The organism is Neomoorella stamsii (assembly GCF_002995805.1).
Classification (GTDB): Bacteria; Bacillota; DSM-521; order Neomoorellales; family Neomoorellaceae; genus Neomoorella; species Neomoorella stamsii.
The window spans coordinates 1-22,188 of record NZ_PVXL01000030.1 but is presented as its reverse complement, the minus strand read 5'-3'; the positions used below and the strand labels follow the sequence as shown (position 1 = coordinate 22,188).

Sequence of the window (22,188 nt, the reverse complement as noted above, 5' to 3'; positions counted from 1 at the left end):
TCCACAACAACTACGTCTACTGATGATGAAGATGAAGGCTTAGTCTGCCTTCTTGGACTTCATCATAAAAATGAAAATCTAAGAGAGCAAGAGATTTAACGAGCTAGAAGCAAATTATTGAGATAGGAGGGAGAATCAATGGCCGATAATAAGGTGAAATCCTTTATACCGGAAGCGGGCACGTGTGTGCCCTGGAAGATTAAGAAGGAAGAATTTGGGGAATTAGCCGGTAATGAGGAAATTGTTAAAAAGGAATGGGAAAAGCTTGATGCTTTTGCTTATGCCTTTATTTGGTTTTGGGTGCAGCGGTAAATAAAAGAAATTGGGGAAGGAGTGTTAATTGGGGCTATGTTAACGACTTCCTTATCTAAAGCCATGGCTGAATTAGAAGAAGAACAGGCAATCGCCTTAGTTAAAGAATTACTGGGGAGCGGAGTTGCTTCTTTAGAGATTGTCAAAGCTTTACAAGAAGGAATGGTGGAAGTAGGTAATCGGTTTGAACGTGGTGATTACTTCTTAAGTGAATTGGTTATGGCTGGCGAGATTATGAAAGGTGCCATGGATATTTTAGAGCCTCATTTAAGCGGCGAGAGTACTGAACATAAAGGAACAATCGTTATCGGTACTGTTAAAGGAGATATTCACGACCTGGGTAAAAATATCGTAATAATGCTTCTAAAAGGTGCGGGATATAACGTTGTTGACCTAGGAGTGGATGTGCCGAAGGAAAAGTTTGTTGAGGCCATTAAGCAGACCAATGCGCCTCTGGTGGGTATGAGCGTGCTTTTAACCAGTTGCCAGGGGGCGTTAAAAGAGACCATTGAAGCCATCCGGGCTGCGGGGCTGAAACCCAAGGTGGTGATAGGTGGCAATTATGTAAATGAAGCGGTCAAGAATCATTCTGGTGCTGACTATTTTGCCACTACAGCCAGCGATGGACTTAAAGTGGCTACCGAAGTCTTTGGAGCATAATACCGAAGGTGGTTTATAGGGAGGGATGGGGTCTGAAACAGTACCTCTCCCTCCCTTTTGTAATGAATGTTGCTTATCAAGGGTTGAAAATTTAAATAGGGAATTATTAACCTCCAAAGGGGGCAAGAGTGAATACGAATATGAATAATAGCAACACTACATTATCATTGTCACCATATCGATGGGTAATTTTAATCCTTATGTGGCTTGCCATATTGATCGGAGCAGGTGCGCAATTTCAGGTTGCAGCGCTAGCCTATAGGATCATCCCTGAGTTTAAGCTGGCCTCCGGGCAGTTCGCTATGCTTTTGACAGCGCCTATGTTATCAGCTGTATTCTTTAGCCTCGTATCAGGAGCGCTGGCAGATAGGTTCGGAGTGAAAAAAGTTGTCTCAGTAGGATTTGCTTTTTCTGTAGTGGGTGTCTACTTCCGCTATGCCGCTCGCAGCTTTGGGGAATTTTTTATCCTAATGTTTTTGGCTGGGATTAGTTCGGCCTTTTTGAATGCCAATGCAGCCAAGCTCCTGGGAGCATGGTTTCCTAGGGAGCAGATGGGCACCGCGATGGGGATTTATTTAACTGCTGCTGGTGTAGGTATGAGTATCGCCTTAGCTACATCAGCGCTATTTCCCACAACCAAACTCGCCTTCGTCACTGCAGGCCTCATCATGCTAGTGGTATGGATCTTGTGGATGGTGTTAGTAAAGAATAGGCCCGAGGGTGCACCTGAACTGCCGGTCATGCCTGTGACCCAATATATTGGTGTAGCTGCCAAGAGTAAAAACGTTTGGATGGTCGGCCTGGCAATGATGTTTTTGATGGGCGCTGCTATGACCTTTTCCGGCTTTCTCCCCAATGCGCTTCATGAAGTGCGAGGGGTGAACCCGGTAGCAGCTGGGTTTATAACTTCCTTTGTCACGTTGGGAACCATTATAGGCAGCATCGTAGGTCCCGCTATTTCCGACCGTATAGGTAAAATTAAGCCTTTGTTGATACCTGCCGCATTACTGGCACCTATTGCTCTTTACACTTCCTGGATTTTATCTCAAATAGGAAGCATGGTGATCCTGCTCGCCACTAACGGAATCTTGGCGGGAGCTACCCTGCCGCTGCTAATGTCATTCCCGATGCGGCTTCCCGAAATAGGTCCCATATATGCTGGAAGCGCCGGTGGAATAATCGCTACCCTTCAACTTATAGGTGCCGTTTTTATACCGTCTTTTCTTATTGCCCCATTGGCGGGCCAGAACTATAGCATGTTATTTGCTCTAAGCAGCCTGTGTGGGTTAATTGGAGGAATTGTGACCTTGTTCCTTCCTGAAGCCGGCGCAAAGGCCTGAGTGGGCTAAGGTTGTTAGTCGAGCGCGTCACGGCAGTGCTGTTATCGCCTACGGCGCCAGGCTGGGCGGTGCGCGACCAATCAAGGAGCACCTAAAATTTTTAACGGAATCGGTGAACGGTAATGGGACGATATCGAGTTATCGCCTGCAAGGTTATGGAAGAGGAACTTTTAGCCCTCGCTCCAGAGGGGTATGAATTACACTTCTTGGACCAGGGGTTGCACCGCTCGCCGGACCGGTTGCGGCAGGCTTTACAGGAGGCCATCGATGGCACCTGCGGTAGTGAACTGGTGTTACTGGGCTACGGTTTCTGCGGCGGAGCCCTGGAAGGCCTGCGGGCTGGACCCGCGCCCCTAATTATCCCTAAGATCGAAGATTGCATACCTTTATTACTGGGCTCACTGGAGGCCCGGCAGCAGTGGGGGCCAGACACCTATTTTTTATCTGCCGGCTGGCTGGCCGGAGAAGAAAACCTGGTACGGGAGTACGAGCGTTGCCTTTCCCGCTATGGCGAAGAGCGAGGTAGCAGATTGATGCGCCGGCTTTTCGGCCATTACCGCCGAATGGTGTATATAAATACTGGGCGGCGGGGGGAAGATGTGGCGAGGGAAGCGGCGCGTGAGGCAGCGAAAAAACTAGGGTTAAACTTTGAGATCACCAGTGGAAATAAGGGTTACCTGCAGCAACTGTTGCGGGGGCCGTGGGATCATCTGTTCTTGCAGGTGCCTCCCGGGACAACGTTTACGACGACAAAGCTTTGAAATCCATAAGGGCAATCTGCCAGGACGGAGGTAAAAAGAAAGCCCCCTCTTTTCCCCACCGGGGAACAAGGGGGCTTTAAGTTTTTAGGATGAGAGCCATCAGACCGGAGGTGGTTGATAAAAAGGTAACCCCGCCCCTGGATAGAGTCATATCAGGATACCAGCTGGGAATAATACTTTTGGTACCGGGGGCGGTGGACAATAAAAATTCCTGCTACTTATGCCCCGATTATAAAATAGAAAACCTGTCCATCTCCAACTGCGCCTGCCTGCGGAACAAACGGAAGGTATTGCTGATTGCCGGTTGAAACTGGAAAACGGTAAAGTATGGCGCTCCCGCGCTTGCCTTGCCCACCTGGCCGCCAGCCGGGCCCGGATTCTCCTGGTGAACCTGGAGGATTTGTGGTTAGAGACTGCTCCGCAAAATATCCCCGGGACAGTCGATACCTATCCCAACTGGCGGCGCAAGGCGCGCTACACCCTGGAAGAGTTTAGTCAGAAGCCAGAAGTGCTGCAAGTACTACAGTACAGGAAATCAGTTCTCTAAGGAATACTAACATCTGCGGCCCTCTTATCTGCAAAGGCGAGGTGTCAAACCATGACCTATAATGTTAGCCTGGGGGCCACTTACCTGGGGGACGGCTGCTGCCGGTTCCGCCTCTGGGCACCCCTGGCCGAAAGTGTGGCGGTACAGATCGTGGCACCCGTGGAACGCCTGGAACCCTTAACCTGGGAAGAAAGGGGTTACTATCAGGGCGAGGTAGAGGGGGTCGAACCAGGTAGTCTCTATTACTACCTCCTGGACGGACAGAAGTTACCTGACCCTGCTTCGCGCTACCAACCACAGGGTGTTCACGGCCCTTCCCAGGTTGTAGATCCCCAAGCCTTTGTCTGGTCGGATGGCTTCTGGTTGGGCCCCACCCGTGAGGAGCTAATCTTCTATGAGCTTCATGTAGGGACCTTCACCCCGGAGGGCACTTTTGACGCCATCATCGCCCACCTGGATGACTTACGCACATTGGGGGTTACCGCCATCGAATTAATGCCCGTGGCCCAGTTCCCGGGAAGCCGCAACTGGGGGTACGACGGCGTTTTCCCCTTTGCCGTTCAGAACTCCTACGGCGGACCGGAGGGGTTGCGGCGGCTGGTGGATACCTGCCACAGGTACGGCCTGGCCGTATTTCTCGATGTGGTCTACAACCACCTGGGCCCGGAAGGAAACTACCAGGCCAATTTCGGGCCTTATTTTACCGACCGTTACCGTACCCCCTGGGGACAGGCCCTCAACTTTGATGGACCCGGTAGCGACGAAGTACGGCGCTTCTTTATCGAAAACGCCCTTTACTGGTTAACCGAATTTCACCTGGATGGCTTACGGTTGGACGCCATCCATGCCATTATGGACAGGTCTGCTTTACCTTTCCTGGAGGAACTGGCCGCTGCCGTGAAGCTGCAGGCCGAACGACTGGGACGCCGGGTTTATCTCGTTGCCGAGAGCGACCTGAACGACCCCCGGGTAATCCGGCCGCAAGGATTGGGAGGTTACGGCCTCGATGCCCAGTGGTGTGACGACTTTCACCACGCCCTGCACGCGCTGCTGACGGGGGAAAGAAACGGCTACTACCGTGACTTCGGCACCCTCGGCAACCTGGCCCGGGCCTTACGGGAAGGTTATGTTTACACCGGCCAGTATTCTGCCTACCGGCAGCGGCGGCATGGCCGGCGGCCGCATCTGTACGAAGGAAGCAAGTTTGTAGTTTTTACCCAGAACCACGACCACGTAGGTAACCGGGCCCGCGGTGAAAGGTTAAGTACCCTGGTTCCCTTTGCTAAACTCAAACTGGCTGCCGGCGTAGTGCTCCTCTCCCCCTTCGTACCGCTGCTCTTTATGGGTGAGGAGTACGCTGAAACGGCACCCTTTCTATACTTTACCAGTCATTCCGATCCCCAGTTGGTCGCAGCGGTACGCCAGGGGCGGCGAGAAGAATTCGCCGGCCATAAATGGGAAGGCGAAGTACCCGATCCCCAAGATGAAGCCACCTTCCGGCGCTCCCGGCTTAACCACGGGCTGCGCCATCAGGGGCAGCACCGTGTACTTTGCGACTTCTACCGGCAACTAATCCAGTTACGTCGGGAACTACCCGCCCTGGCGGATCTAAACCTGGATAATATGGAAGTTATCACCTGTGAACAGGAGCTGGTCCTGTTCGTGCGTCGCTGGAGCAATGATAGTGAGGTGGGCATCATCTTTTCCTTTAGCGATGCCGAATCAGCCCCCACCCTGCCTCTACCGGCAGGGCGCTGGCGCAAACGCCTGGATGCCGCTGAAGAGCGCTGGTTGGGCGACGGTAGTACCATACCTGACCTGCTTGTATCTCAGGGAAAAATTCAGATGCCTTTAACCCTGGGAGCATGCCTGTTGTTTGAACGAATAAAGGAGGCCTAGGCTAACTGATGGACCGGTACATTTGCATCCACGGCCATTTTTACCAGCCGCCACGGGAAAACCCCTGGCTGGAGGACATCGAGCTCCAGGACTCGGCTTACCCCTACCACGACTGGGATGAACGGATTACCGCTGAATGCTATGAGCCCAATACCGCCTCGCGCATTCTTGATGGCGATGGGTGGATCAGGAAGATCGTCAACAACTATAGCAAAATCAGTTTCAATTTTGGTCCTACGCTGCTTTCCTGGATGGAAACCAATGCCCCGGAGGTTTACCGGGCGATAATTGAAGCTGATCGGGAAAGCCGGCGGCGCTTTTCGGGGCACGGTTCAGCCCTGGCCCAGGCCTATAACCACATGATCATGCCCCTGGCCAACACGCGTGATAAATACACCCAGATAATCTGGGGGATTAAAGATTTTGAGCACCGCTTTGGCCGGCGGCCGGAAGGAATGTGGTTACCGGAGACCGCCGTTGATCTGGAAACCCTCGCCATCCTGGCCCAGCAGGGCATCCGTTTCACCATCCTGGCCCACTGGCAGGCCCGCCGTATCCGTCCCTTGGGTAGCGATAATTGGCAGGAGGTCCACGGTGGCATCGATACCACCATGCCTTATCAGGTCCGCCTGCCCAATGCGGACCGGACGATCAATGTCTTCTTTTATAATGGCGAAGTCGCCCGCGCCGTAGCCTTCGAGAAACTGCTCAATAACGGGGAACGCTTTGCCAAACGTCTACTGAGTGTCTTTAACGAGGGACGCAACGCGCCCCAGCTTGTCAATATTGCCACCGACGGCGAGACCTACGGCCACCACCACCGGCACGGGGACATGGCCCTGGCCTACGCCCTGGATTATATTGAAGCCAATAAACTGGCACGTCTAACCAACTACGGCGAATACCTGGAAAAACACCCGCCCACCCATGAGGTGGAGATAAATAATAATAGCTCCTGGAGCTGTGCCCATGGAGTGGAAAGGTGGCGGACTAATTGTGGCTGTAACACGGGTATGCATCCAGGGTGGAGCCAGGCCTGGCGGGCACCCCTGCGCGATAGCCTCAACTGGCTGCGGAACACCCTGGCACCCAAGTTTGAGGGAAGGGCGCGCCAGTTTCTAAAAGATCCCTGGGCCGCGCGTAACGACTACATCGCGGTCATCCTCGACCGTTCACCAGAAAACTTCGACCGCTTCCTCGGACAACATGCCACCCGTATACTAAACCAGGAAGAAAAAATCACGGTGTTGAAGCTGCTGGAGCTCCAGCGACACGCCATGTTAATGTTCACCAGCTGCGGCTGGTTCTTTGATGAAATCTCGGGTATTGAGACAGTGCAGGTTATTAAATACGCCGGCCGTGTGATTCAATTAGCTCAGGAACTATTTAACGAGTCGCCAGAGCCCCGTTTTATGGAGATGCTGGCCCAGGCCAAGAGCAACATCCCTGAACACCGTGACGGAGCCCATATCTATGAAAAATTCGTCAAGCCGGCAATGGTCGACCTGCTTAAGGTAGGTGCCCATTATGCCCTGTGTTCCCTGTACGAAACTTATGACCGACATTCCCGCATCTTTTGCTACGATGTCTACCGTGAAGACTACCAGAATCGTTTAGCAGGTACAGCCAGGTTAGCTGTAGGCCGGGTGCAGGTCACTTCCCAGATTACCCAGGAGTCGATGAAGATTAGTTATGGAGCCGTTACTTTAGGTAACCATAATGTTAGTGGCGGTGTCCAGGTTTACGCTAATGACGATTCCTACCAGCGAATGGTACAGGAATTAACCGGTGCCTTTGACCGGGCCGATTTCAATGAGGTCATCAGGCTCCTCGATCAGCACTTTGAAGGGGCCACCTATTCCCTCAGGCAGCTTTTCCGGGATAAACAGCGGATGGTGCTGGATATTATCCTGGAATCCACCCTGGCGGAAGCGGCGGAAGATTACCGGCGCATTTACGATCGTCATGCCCCCTTAATGCGTTTCTTAAAGGATTTAAATATCCCCCAGCCCCGGGCCCTGCAGGCCGCTGCCGAGTTCGTCTTGAACACCAGCCTCCGCCAGGCTTTCGCAGGTGACAATCTGGACCTGGAACGCATCAAAGCGCTCCTAAGTGAGGTCGAAATGACCAATGTTCCCCTCGACGGCGAAGGTCTGGGCTATGTCCTGGAACAGACCTTGAAACAAATGGCTGAGAAACTGCTCAACCAACCTGACGACCAGGCCTTCATCGGGCGCCTGGACGCGGTAATCAGCCTGGTACGCTCGTTACCCTTTGAAGTAAACCTCTGGAAAGTACAAAACGCATATTACCGGTTGTTGCAGACAGTTTACCCTGGATACCGGGAGAAAGCCCGGCAGGGGGATGGGGAAGCCCGGGCATGGCTTGACCTGTTTAACTCCCTGGGGGACAAATTGCAGGTGCGGAGGTAAAAATGGTCAGGTCGCGCATCCCCACCGCTACTTACCGGTTGCAGTTTAACCAGCAGTTTAGCTTTATCGAAGCGTGCGAGGTGGTACCGTACCTGCAGGTGCTGGGCATTACCGATATTTATGCCTCCCCCCTGCTGAAAGCGAGGAAGGATAGCCCCCACGGGTACGACGTGACTGACCCGGGGCAGTTAAACCCGGAACTGGGAAGTGAGGCAGATTTTGCCGCCCTGACTGATACCCTGAAGCAGCATGGGATGGGGCTGTTACTGGACGTCGTGCCCAACCATATGGCAGCCAGCGTTGATAATCCGTGGTGGCAGGACGTCCTCCGCCATGGGCGCGCTTCTACTTACGCAACTTACTTTGATATTGACTGGCAACCCGCCAGGCCGGGGCTGGCAAACAAAGTACTACTGCCAGTTCTGGGTGAACCCTTTGGTAAGGTGCTGGAAAACCAGCAACTAGCCCTGCAGCTGGCGGAAGATGGTTTCCGGGTCTGCTACTATGAAAAGCGATTACCCCTTAACCCCGCTTCCTCCAGCCGGATTCTAGACGGCTGGGCACAAACACTGGCCGGGGATGGGTATGCTGCCGGCCCGGCGCTATCACAATTGCTGGACCTGCTTGCCTCCCTCACGGCATCCCCTCTTCCCGGGGCAGGCGAGCCGTCGACTGCCTGGCAACAGTCCTGGAAAAGGCTCTGGCATCTATACAATACCAACGCCGCGGTAAAAGCATTTATTGACAGGAACCTGCGCAAATTAAATGGTAATAAAGGTGACCCCCAAAGTTTCAATCAACTGGAGCATACCCTGGCGGAACAGGCCTACCGGCTCGCCTACTGGCGGGTGGCCAATGAGGAAATCAATTACCGGCGCTTCTTTGACGTTAGTGACCTGGTAGCTATCCGCATGGAAGACAAAAGGGTTTTTGAGGCGGTGCAAGCCCTGATTTTTCAACTGGTCGGGGCGGGGCAAGTTACCGGCCTGCGAATCGACCATATTGATGGCCTGTATGACCCCCAGGAGTACCTCAACAGGCTGCAGGAACACTTTGCTGCAGCAGGATGTTCTCCCGGTTTTTACGTGGTCGTAGAGAAAATACTAAGCAACGGGGAGAAACTGCCGGTAACCTGGCGTACTTACGGAACAACGGGCTACGACTTTTTAAATTCGTTGAACGGACTCTTCGTTGACGAAGAAGGGCTCGCCGCCCTGGAAGAGTTTTATGCCAGGTACAGCGGCGCCGAAACCGACTTTACCAGGGTGGTCTATAACCAGAAGAAGTTGGTAATGACCAGGTTGTTCGCTAGCGAGGTGCGCAGCCTGGTAAGGGAGCTGGGACGCCTGGCTGAAGGGGATCGCCTCGGCCACGACCTTACCCTGGCAGAACTGGAAGAGGCCCTGGTTGCAGTCACTGCCAGCCTGGGTATCTACCGGACCTACATCCGCGACTTCACGGTAGCGCCGCAGGACCGGAATTACATCGAAGGTGCCATTGCCGCGGCCGTCCAGAGGTGCCCGGCCGCAGGCCCGGCCTGTCGTTTCCTGCGCCAGGTGCTCTTGCTGGATTTTCCCGTCTCCCTGTCCCCCGAACAACGGCAGGCCTGGCTGCGTTTCGTTATGCGTTGGCAACAGTTTACGGGACCGGTTATGGCCAAGGGTTACGAGGACACCTCCCTCTACATCTACAACCCTTTGGTTTCCCTCAATGAGGTAGGTAGCAGTCCCCGGACCAGGAGCATATCGGTGGCTGAGTTCCACCGCCGCAATAAAACCCGGCAGGAGCGCTGGCCCCATACCCTTAACGCGACGTCCACCCATGATACCAAGCGCAGTGAGGATGTCCGGGCGCGGATCAATGTTCTAACGGAAATCCCTGACGCCTGGGAAGAGAGGGTCGAGCGCTGGCGTCGCTCGAACGGGCCCAAAAAGTTAAATATAAAAGGCGAGCCTGTACCTGATGGCAATATGGAGCTATTTATCTACCAGACGCTAATCGGCGCCTGGCCCCTTTTAGAAGAAGAAATACCAGCTTTTAAAGAACGGCTCCAGGCTTATCTGGTCAAGGCGGCCCGGGAGGCCAAAACCCAGACCAGCTGGCTTGCCCCTGATACCGATTACGAAAACGCCCTGGTAGAGTTTGTACTCTCTATTTTAACGCCGGAGCCAGGGAACCGGTTTCTGCCGGACTTCCTTAGCTTCCAAAAAGTCGTTGCTTATTATGGGGCCTGGAACTCGTTAACCCAGGTACTGCTCAAAATAACCAGCCCGGGGGTGCCTGATTTCTACCAGGGAACAGAACTATGGAATTTCAGCCTTGTTGATCCCGACAACCGGCGTCCGGTTGACTTTAAAACCCGGGCCAGGCTTTTACAAAGGCTCAAAGAAGAAGAGGCAAAAGGCCAACAGGCTTTAGTAACAAACCTCCTTACCCACTGGCAGGATGGCCGGGTAAAGCTCTACCTGACTTATAAATCCCTGCATTTTCGCTGCGACCACCGGGAATTGTTTGCGACGGGTGAATATATCCCCCTGGCAGTTACCGGGTCCAGCTCGGGACACGCCTGTGCCTTCGCCCGGCATCTTGGTAGAAAGTGGGCTCTGGTGGTCGTTCCCCGCCTGCCGGCCCGGCTGCTGGCGGGCAAGGTAATACCAACAGGTGGTATGCCGCCAGCCGTCGGCTTCCTCCCCGGGGAAACCGTATGGCAAGATACAGCCATTGTTTTACCTGAACCAGCTCCAAGTAACTGGCATAATATTTTGACAGGAGAGGTTATGTTAGCGACCTCTTCGACTAAAGGTAGAGTTCTTACCCTTGCCGACACGTTACGTGGTTTTCCAGTTGCTTTACTAGCTGGTGACGAATAGACCGCTCTTTTTATCGTTCTAATACAGATAAAGGAAGGAAGTTCCAAATGCTTCGCCGTGTGAGCCTTAAAGATTATGAAAGCGTAAGCGGAAGCGCCCTTATTGACGAAATCCGGTCCCTGGGCGAAAATTTACAGGGCTACAGTGTCTGGCATATCAACTCTACCATCATCGGTGGTGGGGTGGCAGAAATTTTAAGCTCACTGGTGCCTCTGATGGAGGAGGCAGGGCTGACCGTCAGTTGGAAGGTGCTCAGCGGTAGCCCGGAATTTTTCAATACCACCAAGCAATTTCATAATGGTATGCATGGCCAGCCGGTGAATGTCACCGGTGAGATGCTGGAGAGTTACCTCGCCACAGCACAAAAAAACCAACACCTTTTGACGGGGGATGCCGACCTGGTGGTAATCCATGACCAGCAGCCCCTGGGGCTAACTACCTTCCGCGGCGAGAACAGCGGCCGGTGGCTCTGGTACTGTCACGTTGACCCGCGTTATGCCGTACCATCGGTCTGGTATTTTCTGGCACCCATGATTGCCACCTGCGATGCAGCCGTATTTCACCTGCCGGAATACGCCCGCGACCTGCCAGTACTCCAGTACTTCATGCCGCCGGCTATCGACCCTCTATCTGACAAAAACAAAGATGTATCTCCTGCTGAATACGAGGCGGTGCTCGAGAAGCTGGGCATAGATCCAGCAGGCCCGCCAATAATCCTCCAGGTATCCCGTTTCGACCGGCTCAAGGATCCTACCGGTGTAATCGAGGCTTTTAAACTGGTAAGGAAAAATATGGCCTGCCGCCTGATCCTGGCCGGAGGTAGCGCCGATGACGACCCGGAGGGGGCTACTGTCCTGGACGAGGTGCGGGCATTGGTTGATGGCGACCCGGACATTACCGTACTTTCCTTGGACCCCGACGCTAACCTGGAAATAAACGTCTTACAGCGGCGCGCCGATGTGATAGTGCAAAAGTCGCTGCGTGAGGGTTTTGGTTTAACTGCCACCGAGGCCCTTTGGAAGGGCAAACCCCTGGTAGCCACCCCTACCGGTGGCCTGGCCCACCAAGTACTGGACGGCGAAACAGGACTGATTGCCCGGACGGCGGAAGAAATGGCCAAACAGGTTGAACGCCTGCTGATCAACCCCGCCCTTGGAAGGCGTTTGGGCGCGGCTGGCCGGGAGCACGTGCGCCAGCGCTTTATCCTGCCGGTGTATCTATACAATTGGCTAAGACTGATAAACTTGCTTAACGGGCGGCGCAATAGCTAGCTATTTTATCATCCCACAGCAGCCAGAGACTCCGGAGATTGACCCGGGGCCTCTGGCTTTATTTTATAGCGCTAACACACCGCCACCCGGTATTCCCGCAGCCAGGTGTCGGCCTGGGCCAGGTAGGCGAAGAGCTGGGGGGCGCTCATGAGCTGGCCGAACCAGGGCAGGTCGAAGGGCTTTTCCTTCTCTGCCAGGGCGCGGACGGCCGGCACGTCGATGAAGGGCAGCAGGGGCGAACTGGGATCGTTCAAAATCTCCAGCATCCAGGTGCGGACGGCATCCAGGTAGGCCGGGTTGTAGGTCTTGGGGTAGGGGCTCTTGCGCCGCTGCAAGACTTCCTCCGGCAGCACCCCGCGCAAAGCCCGGCGTAAGATGCCCTTTTCCATCTGGCCCCAGAATTTCATCTCCCACGGGATGTTCCAGACATACTCTACCAGGCGGTGGTCGCAGTAGGGCACCCTGACCTCAAGGCCCACGGCCATGCTCATGCGGTCCTTGCGGTCCAGGAGTACTGGCATAAAGCGGGTCAGGGTAAGGTAGGAAAATTCCCGCAGGCGGGCGCTCCGGGGATCCTCCCCCGGCAGGCTGGGCACTTCCTCCAGGGCCTCCCGGTACCGCCTGGCTACATACTCTTCCGGCCGGACCATTGCTTTAAGTTCGGGGGAAAGGAGGCGGATCCTCTCCTGGCCGGCCCTGGTCCAGGGGAAAGTATCCATGGCCATGGCCTTTTCGCTCCTGAACCAGGGGTAACCGCCGAAAACTTCGTCGGCAGCTTCGCCGGACAGGGCGACCGTGGCTTCTTTTTTAATTTCCCGGCTGAAGAGGTACAGGGAAGAATCCACGTCGGCCATCCCCGGCAGGTCCCGGGCGCGCATGGCCGCGGTCAGGGAGGCTACCAGTTCGGGGGTGTCGATAAAGACGTAATGGTGCCTGGTATCAAGGTGGCGGGAAACGAGTTCTACCCAGGGGGCATCGCTATGGGGCTGGAAATGGCTGGGCCGGAAATAACGGTCATTGTCGACGTAGTCTACCGACCAGGTATTGATGGGCCCAATACCCCGCTCCTGAAAGGCCCGGGCGGCAAAGGCGGTAACGGCGCTAGAATCCAACCCCCCGGAGAGCAGGGTGCAAACAGGCACATCAGCTACCAGCTGCCGCTCTATGGTGTCCTGCAAAAGCTCGCGGACTTTAGCGGTAGTGGTCTCCAGATCATCCGGGTGGGGCCGGCTTACAAGGGCCCAGTACTGGTGCTGGCGGATGCCCTGGCGGTCATAAATCAGGTAGTAGCCGGGTTTTAATTCGGCTATGTTGCGGAAAACTCCGTGCCCCGGCGTGCGGGCCGGCCCCAGGACAAAGACTTCGGCCAGCCCTTCGGCGTCCACCTCCGTTTCCACTGCTGGGTGCGCCAGCAGAGCTTTCAATTCCGAACCAAAGAGGAAGGCACTGCCCCTTTGCGTATAAAAGAGGGGTTTGACGCCCAGGCGGTCCCGGGCCAGGAACAGGCATTGCCTGGCCTCATCCCAGATAGCAAAGGCAAAAATGCCATTAAAACGCTCGACGCAGGCCGGCCCCCATTCCATATAGGCCGCCAGCAGTGCTTCCGTATCCGAGTGTCCCTGAAAGGTATAACCACGGCTTTTGAGCTCTCGGTGCAGGTCGGGTGTGTTGTACAGCTCACCGTTATACGATATGACAAAGGTCTGGCTGCCGCGGCGGCGTACCATGGGCTGGCCGCCGCCGACAGGATCAACGACAATCAGGCGGCGGTGGCCCAGGGCAGCCCGGGGAGAAAGCCACACCCCGGAGGCATCCGGCCCGCGGCAGGCCATGGTGGCCGTCATGGCTTCCAGGACAGGCTGGTGCTGGGTTAGATCCACCTCCCAGTCCACCCAGCCGGTGATTCCGCACATAAATAAATCCCTCCCCAGCAGGCTGTTAAAAACGCCCTTGAATTGAAACCCTTCCTCTGGACGCCGTTGCCCACCGGGGTCACGCCCTTGCAACCCCAAACGGGTTCCATGATGATCTTATGCAGGGAGTGGGAAAAAGTGCGGGAAAAATACCTGCCCGGGCTGGTCCCGGGCAGGCGGAGCTGATGACAAGTTTAACTAAGCGGGGGTATGTCCCGGAGTTTCGCAGCGTAAGCGCCGCTGACAGTTCTCCTTACCCCGCTTTAACCTGGGTAGCCATCCTCTTCTGGAGGGCTTCCCGGTACATATCTTCGTATTGACCGGCCGAGGCGTTCCAGGAAAAATCAGCAGCCATACCCCGCCGGACCAGATTACGCCACTCCTCCGGCTCGTTCCGGTAAACGTGGAGGGCGCGATTAATGGTATCCAGGAGGGCCTGGGGCTGGTAATCGCGGAAGGAAAAGCCGTTGCCGCTCCCCGGGTACTGGTGGAAGTCCTTGATGGTGTCCTCCAGGCCGCCCGTGGCCCGGACCACCGGTACGGTGCCGTAGCGTAGGCTGATCATCTGGCCTAGGCCGCAGGGTTCAAAGCGTGAGGGCATGAGGAAGATATCGCAGCCGGCATAAATCCGCTGGGCGAGTACCGGGTCAAAGCCGATTTTGACGGCCATTTTATCCCGGTATTTCACCTTGTAACGGGAGAAAAGCTGCTGGTAATAATCCTCGCCGCTGCCCAGGAGGACGAACTGCAGGTCCTGCTGCAGCAAGGGGTCGAGAATGGCGGCCAGCAGATCCAGCCCTTTCTGATTCACCAGGCGGGAAATGAGGCCCAGGAGGGGTACATCCTTGACCGGCAGATCCATTTCCCTTTGCAGGGCCGCCTTGTTCTCCTTTTTTTTCTCCAGGTGGCCGGCGTCGTAATTGACAGCCAGGCGCCGGTCGGTAGCCGGGTTGAACTCCTGGTAGTCAATGCCGTTCAAAATTCCCCGTAGATCCGCTGCGCGTTTCCTCAGCAGGCCGTCCAGGCGTTCCCCATATTCGGGGGTCTGGATTTCCAGGGCGTATTTCTTACTGACGGTGTTGATTAAATCAGCGTACAGGATCCCGGCCTTCATGAAACTGACCTGGCCGTAAAACTCCAGGCGCTCAGGGGTAAAAAATTCCTCGCCCAGGGCCATAATCTTCAAAGTCTGGCGGGGGAAGGTCCCCTGGTACTGGAGGTTATGGATGGTATAGATGGTTGCCGTGTGCCGGTAAAAGGGGTTATCCTCATGCTTAACTTTGAGGAAAAGGGGGATGGGGCCCGTCTGCCAGTCATTACAGTGGATAATATCCGGCTGGAAGCCCAGCCAGGGCAGCATTGACAGGACGGCCTTGCAGAAAAAATTAAAACGGGCTGCGTCGTCGGAATAGCAGTACATGCCGTCCCGCCAGAAAAACTTGTAATTATCAATGAGGTAGACTTGTACGGGGCGATCCCCTGCCAGCTGCGCCTGGCGGATAATGGCCGTCTCCAGGCTGCCATCCATTTCCACCGGCAGGTCGGTAAGGTAATCAACATTCTTTACCTGGCGGTAACGGGGCATAGCCACCCGGACCTCGTGTCCCCGGGCGGCCAGGGCTTTAGGGAGGCTGCCGGCCACGTCGGCCAGGCCCCCGGTTTTGGCCAGGGGGGCTACTTCGGATGAAACCAGCAAAATCTTTAAGGGCTCGGTCATTAGCCTTCCTCCTATATTTTGGAAGCCGGAGGCAGGAAGTACGAAGTCGGAATTCCCGTAGGAACTGGCTACGCCAGTTCCTGATTAAGTCTCCAGACTTCCATCATTTTCATAGTTTACTTTATAGGGGGCGTTATACCCTACGGTTAGCTTCAGCCTGGCTCTCCTGATCCAGTTTAATTTCATTCAGTGACTGGGCGGCGATTTCCGGTGGCGTGGGGTTAATGTACATATCCGTCCCCCATTCAAAACCGGCAACAATGGTCAGCCTGGGCAGGAGTTCAAAATGCCAGTGGTAGATACTGTCCTCCTGGCGCAAGGGCGCCGTATGCAGGACCAGGTTAAAGGGCGGGTCGTTAGCGGCCTGTTTCAACCGGCTTAAGGCATCCTGGAGGATAGCGGCCAGTTGCTCCAGTTGTTCATCTTCGCAGGCGCCGAAACTGGCCTGGTGCCGCCGGGGCATGATCCACATTTCCATGGGGAAACGGGAGGCAAAGGGGCAGAAGGCCAGGAATTCTTTATTAAATGCCACGACACGGGCCCCTGTTTCCAGTTCCGCTTCTATGAGGTCGCAGAAAAGACAGCTTTCTTTTTTTTGCCAGTAAGCTTTAATTCTGGTCATTTCCTGGTTAACGACAGCCGGTACCAGGGGCGTGGCAATGAGCTGGCTGTGGGGGTGTTCCAGGGAAGCCCCGGCGGTAGGGCCGTGGTTTTTAAAGAGCTGGATGTATTGCAGCCTTTTGTCCCGCTCCAGCTGCAGGTAACGCTGCCGCCAGGCCTTGAGAACCTGGACGGCATGCTCGGGTGCCAGATCGGAGAAAAAGGTATCATGATCAGGTCCTTCGATGATAACCTCATGTATACCGGCACCGGTCATGGTCTGGTACATCCCTTTACTTTCGCTGGCTACTTCCCCATTGGCCGTAAGGGCAGCAAACTTGTTGGGTACCACCCGCACCAGCCAGCCAGGGGTATCGGGGTCGGTATCGGCGGTGCGAAAGGCCAGGACTTCCGGCGGTGTTTCCTTTTCGTGACCGGGGCAAAAAGGGCAGTTGGCGTTGCCTTTCTTTTCATTATGGGGGGGCTTGAAGTCCGACGGTCGTTTGGCCCGCTCGGTAGCAATAATTACCCAGCGCTCGCTTACTGGATCCTGGCGTAATTCGGGCATGCTGGAACCTCCAAATGAGTAACTTGCTACTAGGTTTTATCTATCCGGGGTAAATTATGCGGTATAAGATTGGCCGGCACTGCCAAAATTAAGAAGGTAGAAATTTAGTGAAGGTGGCAGGTTATGCGTATCTTAATGCTTTCCTGGGAATATCCTCCCCAGAGTGTTGGCGGCCTGGCCCGGCATGTGGAGGACCTGGCTATTTCCCTGGCGCACCTGCGCCATGACGTCCATGTGCTGACCATCGGCCGGCCCGGTCAGGTTTCTGAAAGCCGGGAAAACGGGGTAATTGTCCACCGGGTGGAAGCCTACCCCGTTCATGCCCCCGATTTTCTCACCTGGGTGCTGCAGCTCAATGCCCGCTTCCTGGAGGAAGCCATGATCGTCATGCGTAAATATGGTCCCTTCCAGATTATCCACGCCCATGACTGGCTGGTGGCCTTTACCGGCCGGGCTTTAAAACATGCCCACCGCTTGCCCCTCATTGCCACCATTCATGCTACCGAAGCCGGCCGCAACCGCGGCTTATATAATGACATGCAACGCTACATTAATAGCGTTGAATGGTGGCTGACCTATGAGGCCTGGCGGGTAATCGTCTGTAGCCAGCATATGCGGCAGGAGGTCCAGGGGTTATTCCAGCTGCCGGCCGATAAAATCACCATTATCCCCAACGGGGTTTACAGCCAGAAATTCCGGGCCGTGGCCGTTGACCCAATGGTGCAGCAGCGTTACGCCGCCCCCCACGAAAAGATTATCTTCTTCGTGGGCCGCCTGGTAATTGAAAAGGGGGTCCAGGTCCTCCTGGAAGCCATGCCCCGGATCTTAACCGCCTGCCCGGAGGCCAAGCTAGTGGTGGCCGGCCAGGGGCCCATGGAAGGCCAGCTCCAGAACCGGGCCCGGGAGCTGGGCATCAGCCACAAGGTCTATTTTGCCGGCTATATTGACGATCAAACCCGCAACCAGCTCTACCGGGCCGCCAGGGTGGCCGTTTTCCCCAGCCTGTACGAGCCCTTTGGCATTGTGGCCCTGGAGGCCATGGCGGCCGGGACGCCGGTGGTGGCCAGCGAGACGGGCGGCCTGACGGAGATTATCACCCATGGCGTTGACGGTATGCGCGCCTTGCCGGGCAATGCCGGTTCCCTGGCCGATAACATCCTGGCTGTTTTACGGGATGACACCCTGGCGCAAGCCTTAAGGGCCAACGGCCGCCGCCTGGTAACGGAAGTTTACGACTGGGAAAATATTGCCCGGCGGACGGTTGATGTCTACCAGGAGGTTTACAGCCAGTACCGGCGCACTTCCTGGCCGGAACGGCCTTCAGTTGTAGCCCGCTTGTGGCGCTTTACGCCCTCTACGGCTGGAGACCAGCTCCAGGAGCAGCCCTTACCCCTGGGAGGCCGCTATGACCTGCCCCAGCGCCGGGCCGCCCTGGTGAACCAGCGCCGGGGGAGAGGGGAAGGGTAGAAGCGCCTTTTAATAGGAGAAAAGGCGGCTAAATTTTTAGGGAAAAAATACTTAAGCATAAAATTGGGGTAGCTATATAGCTACCCCGGGCTAATTTTAGAAGTTTTAGTATTGGTTAAGCTCCCCTAATTAAGCCTGGCCAGGGTGGCCAGCAGGGAAACGATCACTCCGCCTAAACCGATAATGATGCCTATAGCCCACCGCTGCAGGCCCTGGATTTCCCGGCCCAGGGTTTTATCCTCTTGCTGCAAAATTTTGAAACCCTCCTGCATCTCCTGACGTAAGGCGATATCGGCCTGCTGCAAGATTTTGAAACCCTCCTGCATCTCCTGACGTAAGGCGATATCAGCCTGCTGTAAGACTTTGAAACCCTCCTGCATCTCCTGGTGCAGGGTCGCGTAGTGCTTCTGCGTTTCCTGGCGCAGGGAAGAGTCGTTTTGCTGCATCTCCTGGCGCAAGGCATTTACCTGGGTATCGATCTTGTTATCCAGCTTGTCGATCCTTGCTTCAATCCTGTCCAAACGAGCTTCCAAACGAGCATCTATGTTATTAAGCTGCTGGATTATATAGCCAAAAGGATCAAAACCCCTGTAGAAACCGTGCTCATCGCTACCGGCAGCTATTTCTTTTCTTGCTTCTTCGGGCATGCGTAATCTCCTCCCCCTGGCTAAATAATACCATTATTTTCTTTAGCGGGCAATATATAAGGCAAACTTTAGCCAGCGAATAAAACGAAAAAATTACTGAAAATTACGTTGTTTTCCCTAGGAAAAGCCCCTCCCCTAAAGAATTTCTATAAACACAGATAGGACGTGATAGTTTGCAAAGGGGGTGAAAGGTGGTGAAAGATATTATCATTCAGTGTTCAGGGTAAAGAAATATAACTGTTCCAGGTACAGGAAGGGTAAAAAAGGACAGGCAGGGGAGCCCTCCTTTGGGAACTTTTTCCCCGGTCAACCCGTCTATATGATTGTGTGGAATGATTATCCGGAAGCCGGGGAAGGAGAGTGGGAGATATGCGTGAGGGACTTTAACCTCATACTTCTCACTTCGCATATCTTATTTACGAAGTACTGGCACAACCCACCCGCCCTCAAAAGGCCGAACGAAGGAATGAAACAGGGCATAAACCCCGGGAGACATGATAGGGTAGCCGAGGGCCAGGAAGTGGTGAGGTTACTACACAAGACTTAAATATTAAGTCATCGTCTTGTTGTTGTGGACGATGATGGAGGTTTAGTCTGCCCTCTTGGACTTCATCATAAAAAATGAAAATCTAAGAGAGCAGGCGATTTAACGAGCTAGAAGCAAATTATTGAGATAGGAGGAAGAGCATGGTGGCGAAAATCTGGCAACGTTTTCTGGCCTGGGGCCTGGTGGTCCTGTTACTGGTGTACTTCTTTCCCGGCATAGCCGTGGCGGGCGATAGCCAGGCTGTTTCCCTGGAGCAGGCTATCCGTACGGTCAAAGACAACTTTGATATTCCTAAAGAATATACCATATTTACTTCAAATTACACCAGCTACGATAACCGCCAGACCTGGTCCCTGCACTGGAAGGAGCCCGCGGAACAGGGCGGCAGTTTTACCGCCAATGTTGACGCCAGCACCGGCGAAATCATTAACATGAACACCTGGAAGCCAGAGAAAAGGCCTGAACCGGGCTTGCGGCTGCCGGCTATTTCCGCCGCCGAGGCCCGCCAGGTGGCGATTGAGCTGTTAAACCGCCTGGCTGCCAGCCATGTTAAAGAATTGCAACCGCTGCCCGATGATAATCAACTAATTTTCCTGAACAATTATGGGCCGGTTAGTTATACCTTCCGTTGGCAGCGGGTAGTCAATGGTATTCCCTTCCCAGGTAATGGCGTGACGATAACCGTCCGTGGCGATGACGGCCAGGTGACGAACTATAACCTCAACTGGACTAAAGCCGATTTCCCTGCGGCCACAGGAGCCATTTCTCCGGAAAGGGCGCGGCAGGTATTTGCCAGCGCCGGCATGCTGGAACTGCAGTATTACCTGCAGCCCTCTTACAGGCCCCTGGCCGCCGGGGAGAAACGCCCGGTGTTGCTGGTTTACCGGCTCAGCCATCCCTCCCGGGGGTTGATTGATGCCCTGAGCGGTAAACCACTAGATTTGGGAAACGGCGGGTGGTTTGATAAAGGCGGCGCCGAGGGGATGGGAGATGCTTCTCTGGAGATGGCCCGTAAGGCCGCGGCTTTACAGGGTGGCACCCAGTCCAAACCCTTAAGCCCTGAAGAAATGAAGGAAATCGAAAAAACCGCCAAATTAATCAGCCGGGAAGAAGCTATTGCCGCCGTTAAGAAGTGGGTGGATATCCCGGCCGGCCTCACCTTACGCAGCGCCAACCTCTACGCCGACTGGCAGGACCCGGAAATCCGCAGCTGGAATTTAACCTGGAGCAGCGATAAACCCCAAACGGGAAAAGTCAATTTTATGAGCGCCAGGGTCAATGCCGGCAATGGTGAATTGCTGGGATTTGACCTGCCCTCTGCCCCTTCCGGCAATGACAGGAGCGGCAAACTGGACCGCAAAGCGGCGCAGCGCCTGGTCGAGGATTTCCTGCAAAAGGTACAACCGCAACGCTTCAAGGAAGTTCGGCTGGATGAAAACAGCCGGCCCGGCTGGGAGCCGGTAATCATGGAGGACGGCAAGAACCCGGCGGTCCAGTACTTTTACTACCGCCGCCTGGTCAACGGCATCCCATTCCCCGGCAACGGCATCAACGTGACGGTGGACGCAGTGGCCGGGCGCATCACCAGCTACAACCTTAACTGGGGCAATTTTGATTTTCCGGCAGCCACGAAAATCCTCGATGGGCAGCAGGCAGTAGAAACCTTCCTGAAAAACCGTCCCCTGACCCTGAGCTATACCCGCATCTACAGCCCGGGCGGTCCGGGTCAGGGTGAATTACGCCTGGTCTACCAGCCCCTTGGTGATACCAGCAGTGCCACCTCCGACATGATAGATGCCAGGACCGGCCAGTTCCTGGACTGGGAGGGCAAACCCATCGCCCAGCAACCCCGGCCCTACCGTTTCAACGACATCGCCGGCAATTTTGCCGAAAAGGAAATCAACCTCCTGGGCCAGGCCGGCCTTTTCGGGGAATACGGCGAGGCCTTTCACCCCGACGAGAATGTTACCGTGGTGTCTATGCTGCGGGCCATGCTCATGGCCAGGAACGGCGTCTGGGGTTATAAAGACCTGAAGGACGAGGAGATTCTGAAGCGGGCCCGGGATGAGAAGTGGCTGCAGGAAGACTTGCAGGCCGGGGCTACCGTCAGCCGGGAACTCTTGGCGAAGTTCTTGATCCGTTTCTTAAACCTGGAGCGCGCCGCCCTGGCGGAGGGGATCTATAAAGTCCCCTACAGTGATGCCGGCTCCCTCGCCCCCGGTTCCCTCGGCTATGTGGCCCTGACGTGGGGCTTAGGTATCTTGAAGGGCAATGGTTCTACCTTCGAACCTGAGCATACTGTGACCCGTGCCGAAGCTGCTGCCGCCCTGGTCCGGGCCCTGCAGGTAAAACAGTAACCGGAAACGATGCCCGTTAACTTCCGCCAGCCTGGCGGAAGGACAGTAGCCATGGCATGAGGAGAATTCCCGGTGGGTCTTCAGGATTAAAGGCCCGCCGGGAATTTTTTATGGGGAGAAGGGGCAAAATGCTAAAAAGTGCTAATCTGGATCTTGCAGGAGGTAGACTATGAAGGCGATTATCATGGCCGGCGGGGAGGGGTCGAGGCTCAGGCCCCTGACCTGCAAGCGGCCAAAGCCCCTGGTGCCGGTGGCCAACCGGCCGGTAATGGAATACTGT

Annotated in this window: 17 protein-coding genes and 1 pseudogene; 14 read left to right on the top strand and 4 right to left on the bottom strand. The window is 55.1% G+C overall.

All coding sequences use genetic code 11. The features are described from left to right. The first annotated feature begins 138 nt into the window (after positions 1 to 138). The 10 genes from MOST_RS17490 to MOST_RS05405 all read left to right on the top strand — a co-directional run bounded on the left by MOST_RS17490 (position 139) and on the right by MOST_RS05405 (position 12,092). Positions 139 to 312: a hypothetical protein gene (locus tag MOST_RS17490; protein WP_170067050.1), complete on the top strand. Its 174-nt coding sequence runs from the start codon at positions 139 to 141 to the stop codon at positions 310 to 312. 36 nt (positions 313 to 348) lie between these two features. Then, the gene (locus MOST_RS05445; protein ID WP_054937048.1) at positions 349 to 972 is read left to right on the top strand and encodes a cobalamin B12-binding domain-containing protein; all 624 of its coding nucleotides are present in this window, start codon (positions 349 to 351) and stop codon (positions 970 to 972) included. A gap of 128 nt (positions 973 to 1,100) precedes the next feature. Then, the gene (locus tag MOST_RS05440) at positions 1,101 to 2,312 is read left to right on the top strand and encodes an MFS transporter (protein WP_244267070.1); all 1,212 of its coding nucleotides are present in this window, start codon (positions 1,101 to 1,103) and stop codon (positions 2,310 to 2,312) included. A 122-nt stretch (positions 2,313 to 2,434) separates the two neighbouring features. Then, the gene (locus tag MOST_RS05435; RefSeq protein ID WP_083476667.1) at positions 2,435 to 3,073 is read left to right on the top strand and encodes a DUF1638 domain-containing protein; all 639 of its coding nucleotides are present in this window, start codon (positions 2,435 to 2,437) and stop codon (positions 3,071 to 3,073) included. 89 nt (positions 3,074 to 3,162) lie between these two features. Further along, entirely contained in the window at positions 3,163 to 3,381 is a 219-nt protein-coding gene (locus tag MOST_RS05430) for a hypothetical protein (protein WP_054937050.1), read from the top strand. Beyond that, positions 3,378 to 3,620 (top strand): 4-alpha-glucanotransferase, encoded by a 243-nt coding sequence (locus MOST_RS05425; RefSeq protein WP_054937051.1) that lies wholly within the window; start codon positions 3,378 to 3,380, stop codon positions 3,618 to 3,620. Before MOST_RS05430 ends, MOST_RS05425 begins: the two co-directional genes overlap by 4 nt. 51 nt (positions 3,621 to 3,671) lie before the next feature. Next, complete coding sequence (gene treZ, locus MOST_RS05420; RefSeq protein WP_106007054.1) at positions 3,672 to 5,519, top strand: malto-oligosyltrehalose trehalohydrolase; 1,848 nt, start codon at positions 3,672 to 3,674, stop codon at positions 5,517 to 5,519. An 8-nt stretch (positions 5,520 to 5,527) separates the two neighbouring features. Continuing rightward, positions 5,528 to 7,951, top strand: a complete 2,424-nt coding sequence (locus tag MOST_RS05415) for a DUF3536 domain-containing protein (RefSeq protein ID WP_106007053.1) — start codon at positions 5,528 to 5,530, stop codon at positions 7,949 to 7,951. 2 nt (positions 7,952 to 7,953) lie between these two features. Further along, positions 7,954 to 10,821, top strand: a complete 2,868-nt coding sequence (gene treY / locus MOST_RS05410) for a malto-oligosyltrehalose synthase (protein WP_054937054.1) — start codon at positions 7,954 to 7,956, stop codon at positions 10,819 to 10,821. A gap of 47 nt (positions 10,822 to 10,868) precedes the next feature. Further along, the gene (locus MOST_RS05405; protein ID WP_054937055.1) at positions 10,869 to 12,092 is read left to right on the top strand and encodes a glycosyltransferase; all 1,224 of its coding nucleotides are present in this window, start codon (positions 10,869 to 10,871) and stop codon (positions 12,090 to 12,092) included. Positions 12,093 to 12,163: 71 nt separating this feature from the next. Here MOST_RS05405 and asnB read toward each other — a convergent pair whose 3' ends face one another. From asnB to galT, 3 genes and pseudogenes are all read right to left on the bottom strand, one after another. Continuing rightward, positions 12,164 to 14,005, bottom strand: coding sequence for an asparagine synthase (glutamine-hydrolyzing) (gene asnB / locus MOST_RS05400; protein ID WP_054937056.1), 1,842 nt, complete (start codon positions 14,003 to 14,005; stop codon positions 12,164 to 12,166). A gap of 253 nt (positions 14,006 to 14,258) precedes the next feature. Next, positions 14,259 to 15,722 (bottom strand): glycogen synthase GlgA, encoded by a 1,464-nt coding sequence (gene glgA, locus MOST_RS05395; protein WP_054937057.1) that lies wholly within the window; start codon positions 15,720 to 15,722, stop codon positions 14,259 to 14,261. Between the two features lie 133 nt (positions 15,723 to 15,855). After that, positions 15,856 to 16,893: pseudogene (galT, locus tag MOST_RS05390) on the bottom strand (galactose-1-phosphate uridylyltransferase); the annotation flags it as partial. A 120-nt stretch (positions 16,894 to 17,013) separates the two neighbouring features. On the opposite strand from galT, the gene MOST_RS05385 reads away from it, so the two are divergent. Beyond that, a complete protein-coding gene (locus tag MOST_RS05385; protein ID WP_054937059.1) occupies positions 17,014 to 18,357 on the top strand; it encodes a glycosyltransferase family 4 protein in 1,344 nt (447 codons plus the stop codon). A 125-nt stretch (positions 18,358 to 18,482) separates the two neighbouring features. On the opposite strand, the gene MOST_RS05380 is transcribed toward MOST_RS05385, so the two are convergent. Next, positions 18,483 to 19,004, bottom strand: coding sequence for a hypothetical protein (locus MOST_RS05380; RefSeq protein WP_054937060.1), 522 nt, complete (start codon positions 19,002 to 19,004; stop codon positions 18,483 to 18,485). Positions 19,005 to 19,188: 184 nt separating this feature from the next. Between MOST_RS05380 and MOST_RS05375 the strand changes: the two genes are divergently transcribed. The 3 genes from MOST_RS05375 to MOST_RS18465 all read left to right on the top strand — a co-directional run. Then, positions 19,189 to 19,551: a hypothetical protein gene (locus MOST_RS05375; protein ID WP_129588663.1), complete on the top strand. Its 363-nt coding sequence runs from the start codon at positions 19,189 to 19,191 to the stop codon at positions 19,549 to 19,551. Between the two features lie 140 nt (positions 19,552 to 19,691). Beyond that, entirely contained in the window at positions 19,692 to 21,908 is a 2,217-nt protein-coding gene (locus tag MOST_RS05370; RefSeq protein WP_054937062.1) for a YcdB/YcdC domain-containing protein, read from the top strand. Positions 21,909 to 22,077: 169 nt separating this feature from the next. Beyond that, positions 22,078 to 22,188: nucleotidyltransferase family protein (locus tag MOST_RS18465; RefSeq protein WP_422879872.1), on the top strand; the 111-nt coding region annotated here is incomplete at its 3' end.

Bases quoted from the DNA above. Each gene is read 5' to 3' on its own strand.
- MOST_RS17490 (WP_170067050.1), top strand. From the start codon at position 139: ATGGCCGATAATAAGGTGAAATCCTTTATACCGGAAGCGGGCACGTGT.
- MOST_RS05445 (WP_054937048.1), top strand. From the start codon at position 349: ATGTTAACGACTTCCTTATCTAAAGCCATGGCTGAATTAGAAGAAGAA.
- MOST_RS05435 (WP_083476667.1), top strand. From the start codon at position 2,435: ATGGGACGATATCGAGTTATCGCCTGCAAGGTTATGGAAGAGGAACTT.
- MOST_RS05430 (WP_054937050.1), top strand. From the start codon at position 3,163: ATGAGAGCCATCAGACCGGAGGTGGTTGATAAAAAGGTAACCCCGCCC.
- treZ (WP_106007054.1), top strand. From the start codon at position 3,672: ATGACCTATAATGTTAGCCTGGGGGCCACTTACCTGGGGGACGGCTGC.
- MOST_RS05415 (WP_106007053.1), top strand. From the start codon at position 5,528: ATGGACCGGTACATTTGCATCCACGGCCATTTTTACCAGCCGCCACGG.
- treY (WP_054937054.1), top strand. From the start codon at position 7,954: ATGGTCAGGTCGCGCATCCCCACCGCTACTTACCGGTTGCAGTTTAAC.
- MOST_RS05405 (WP_054937055.1), top strand. From the start codon at position 10,869: ATGCTTCGCCGTGTGAGCCTTAAAGATTATGAAAGCGTAAGCGGAAGC.
- asnB (WP_054937056.1), bottom strand. From the start codon at position 14,005: ATGTGCGGAATCACCGGCTGGGTGGACTGGGAGGTGGATCTAACCCAG.
- glgA (WP_054937057.1), bottom strand. From the start codon at position 15,722: ATGACCGAGCCCTTAAAGATTTTGCTGGTTTCATCCGAAGTAGCCCCC.
- MOST_RS05385 (WP_054937059.1), top strand. From the start codon at position 17,014: ATGCGTATCTTAATGCTTTCCTGGGAATATCCTCCCCAGAGTGTTGGC.
- MOST_RS05380 (WP_054937060.1), bottom strand. From the start codon at position 19,004: ATGCCCGAAGAAGCAAGAAAAGAAATAGCTGCCGGTAGCGATGAGCAC.
- MOST_RS05370 (WP_054937062.1), top strand. From the start codon at position 19,692: ATGGTGGCGAAAATCTGGCAACGTTTTCTGGCCTGGGGCCTGGTGGTC.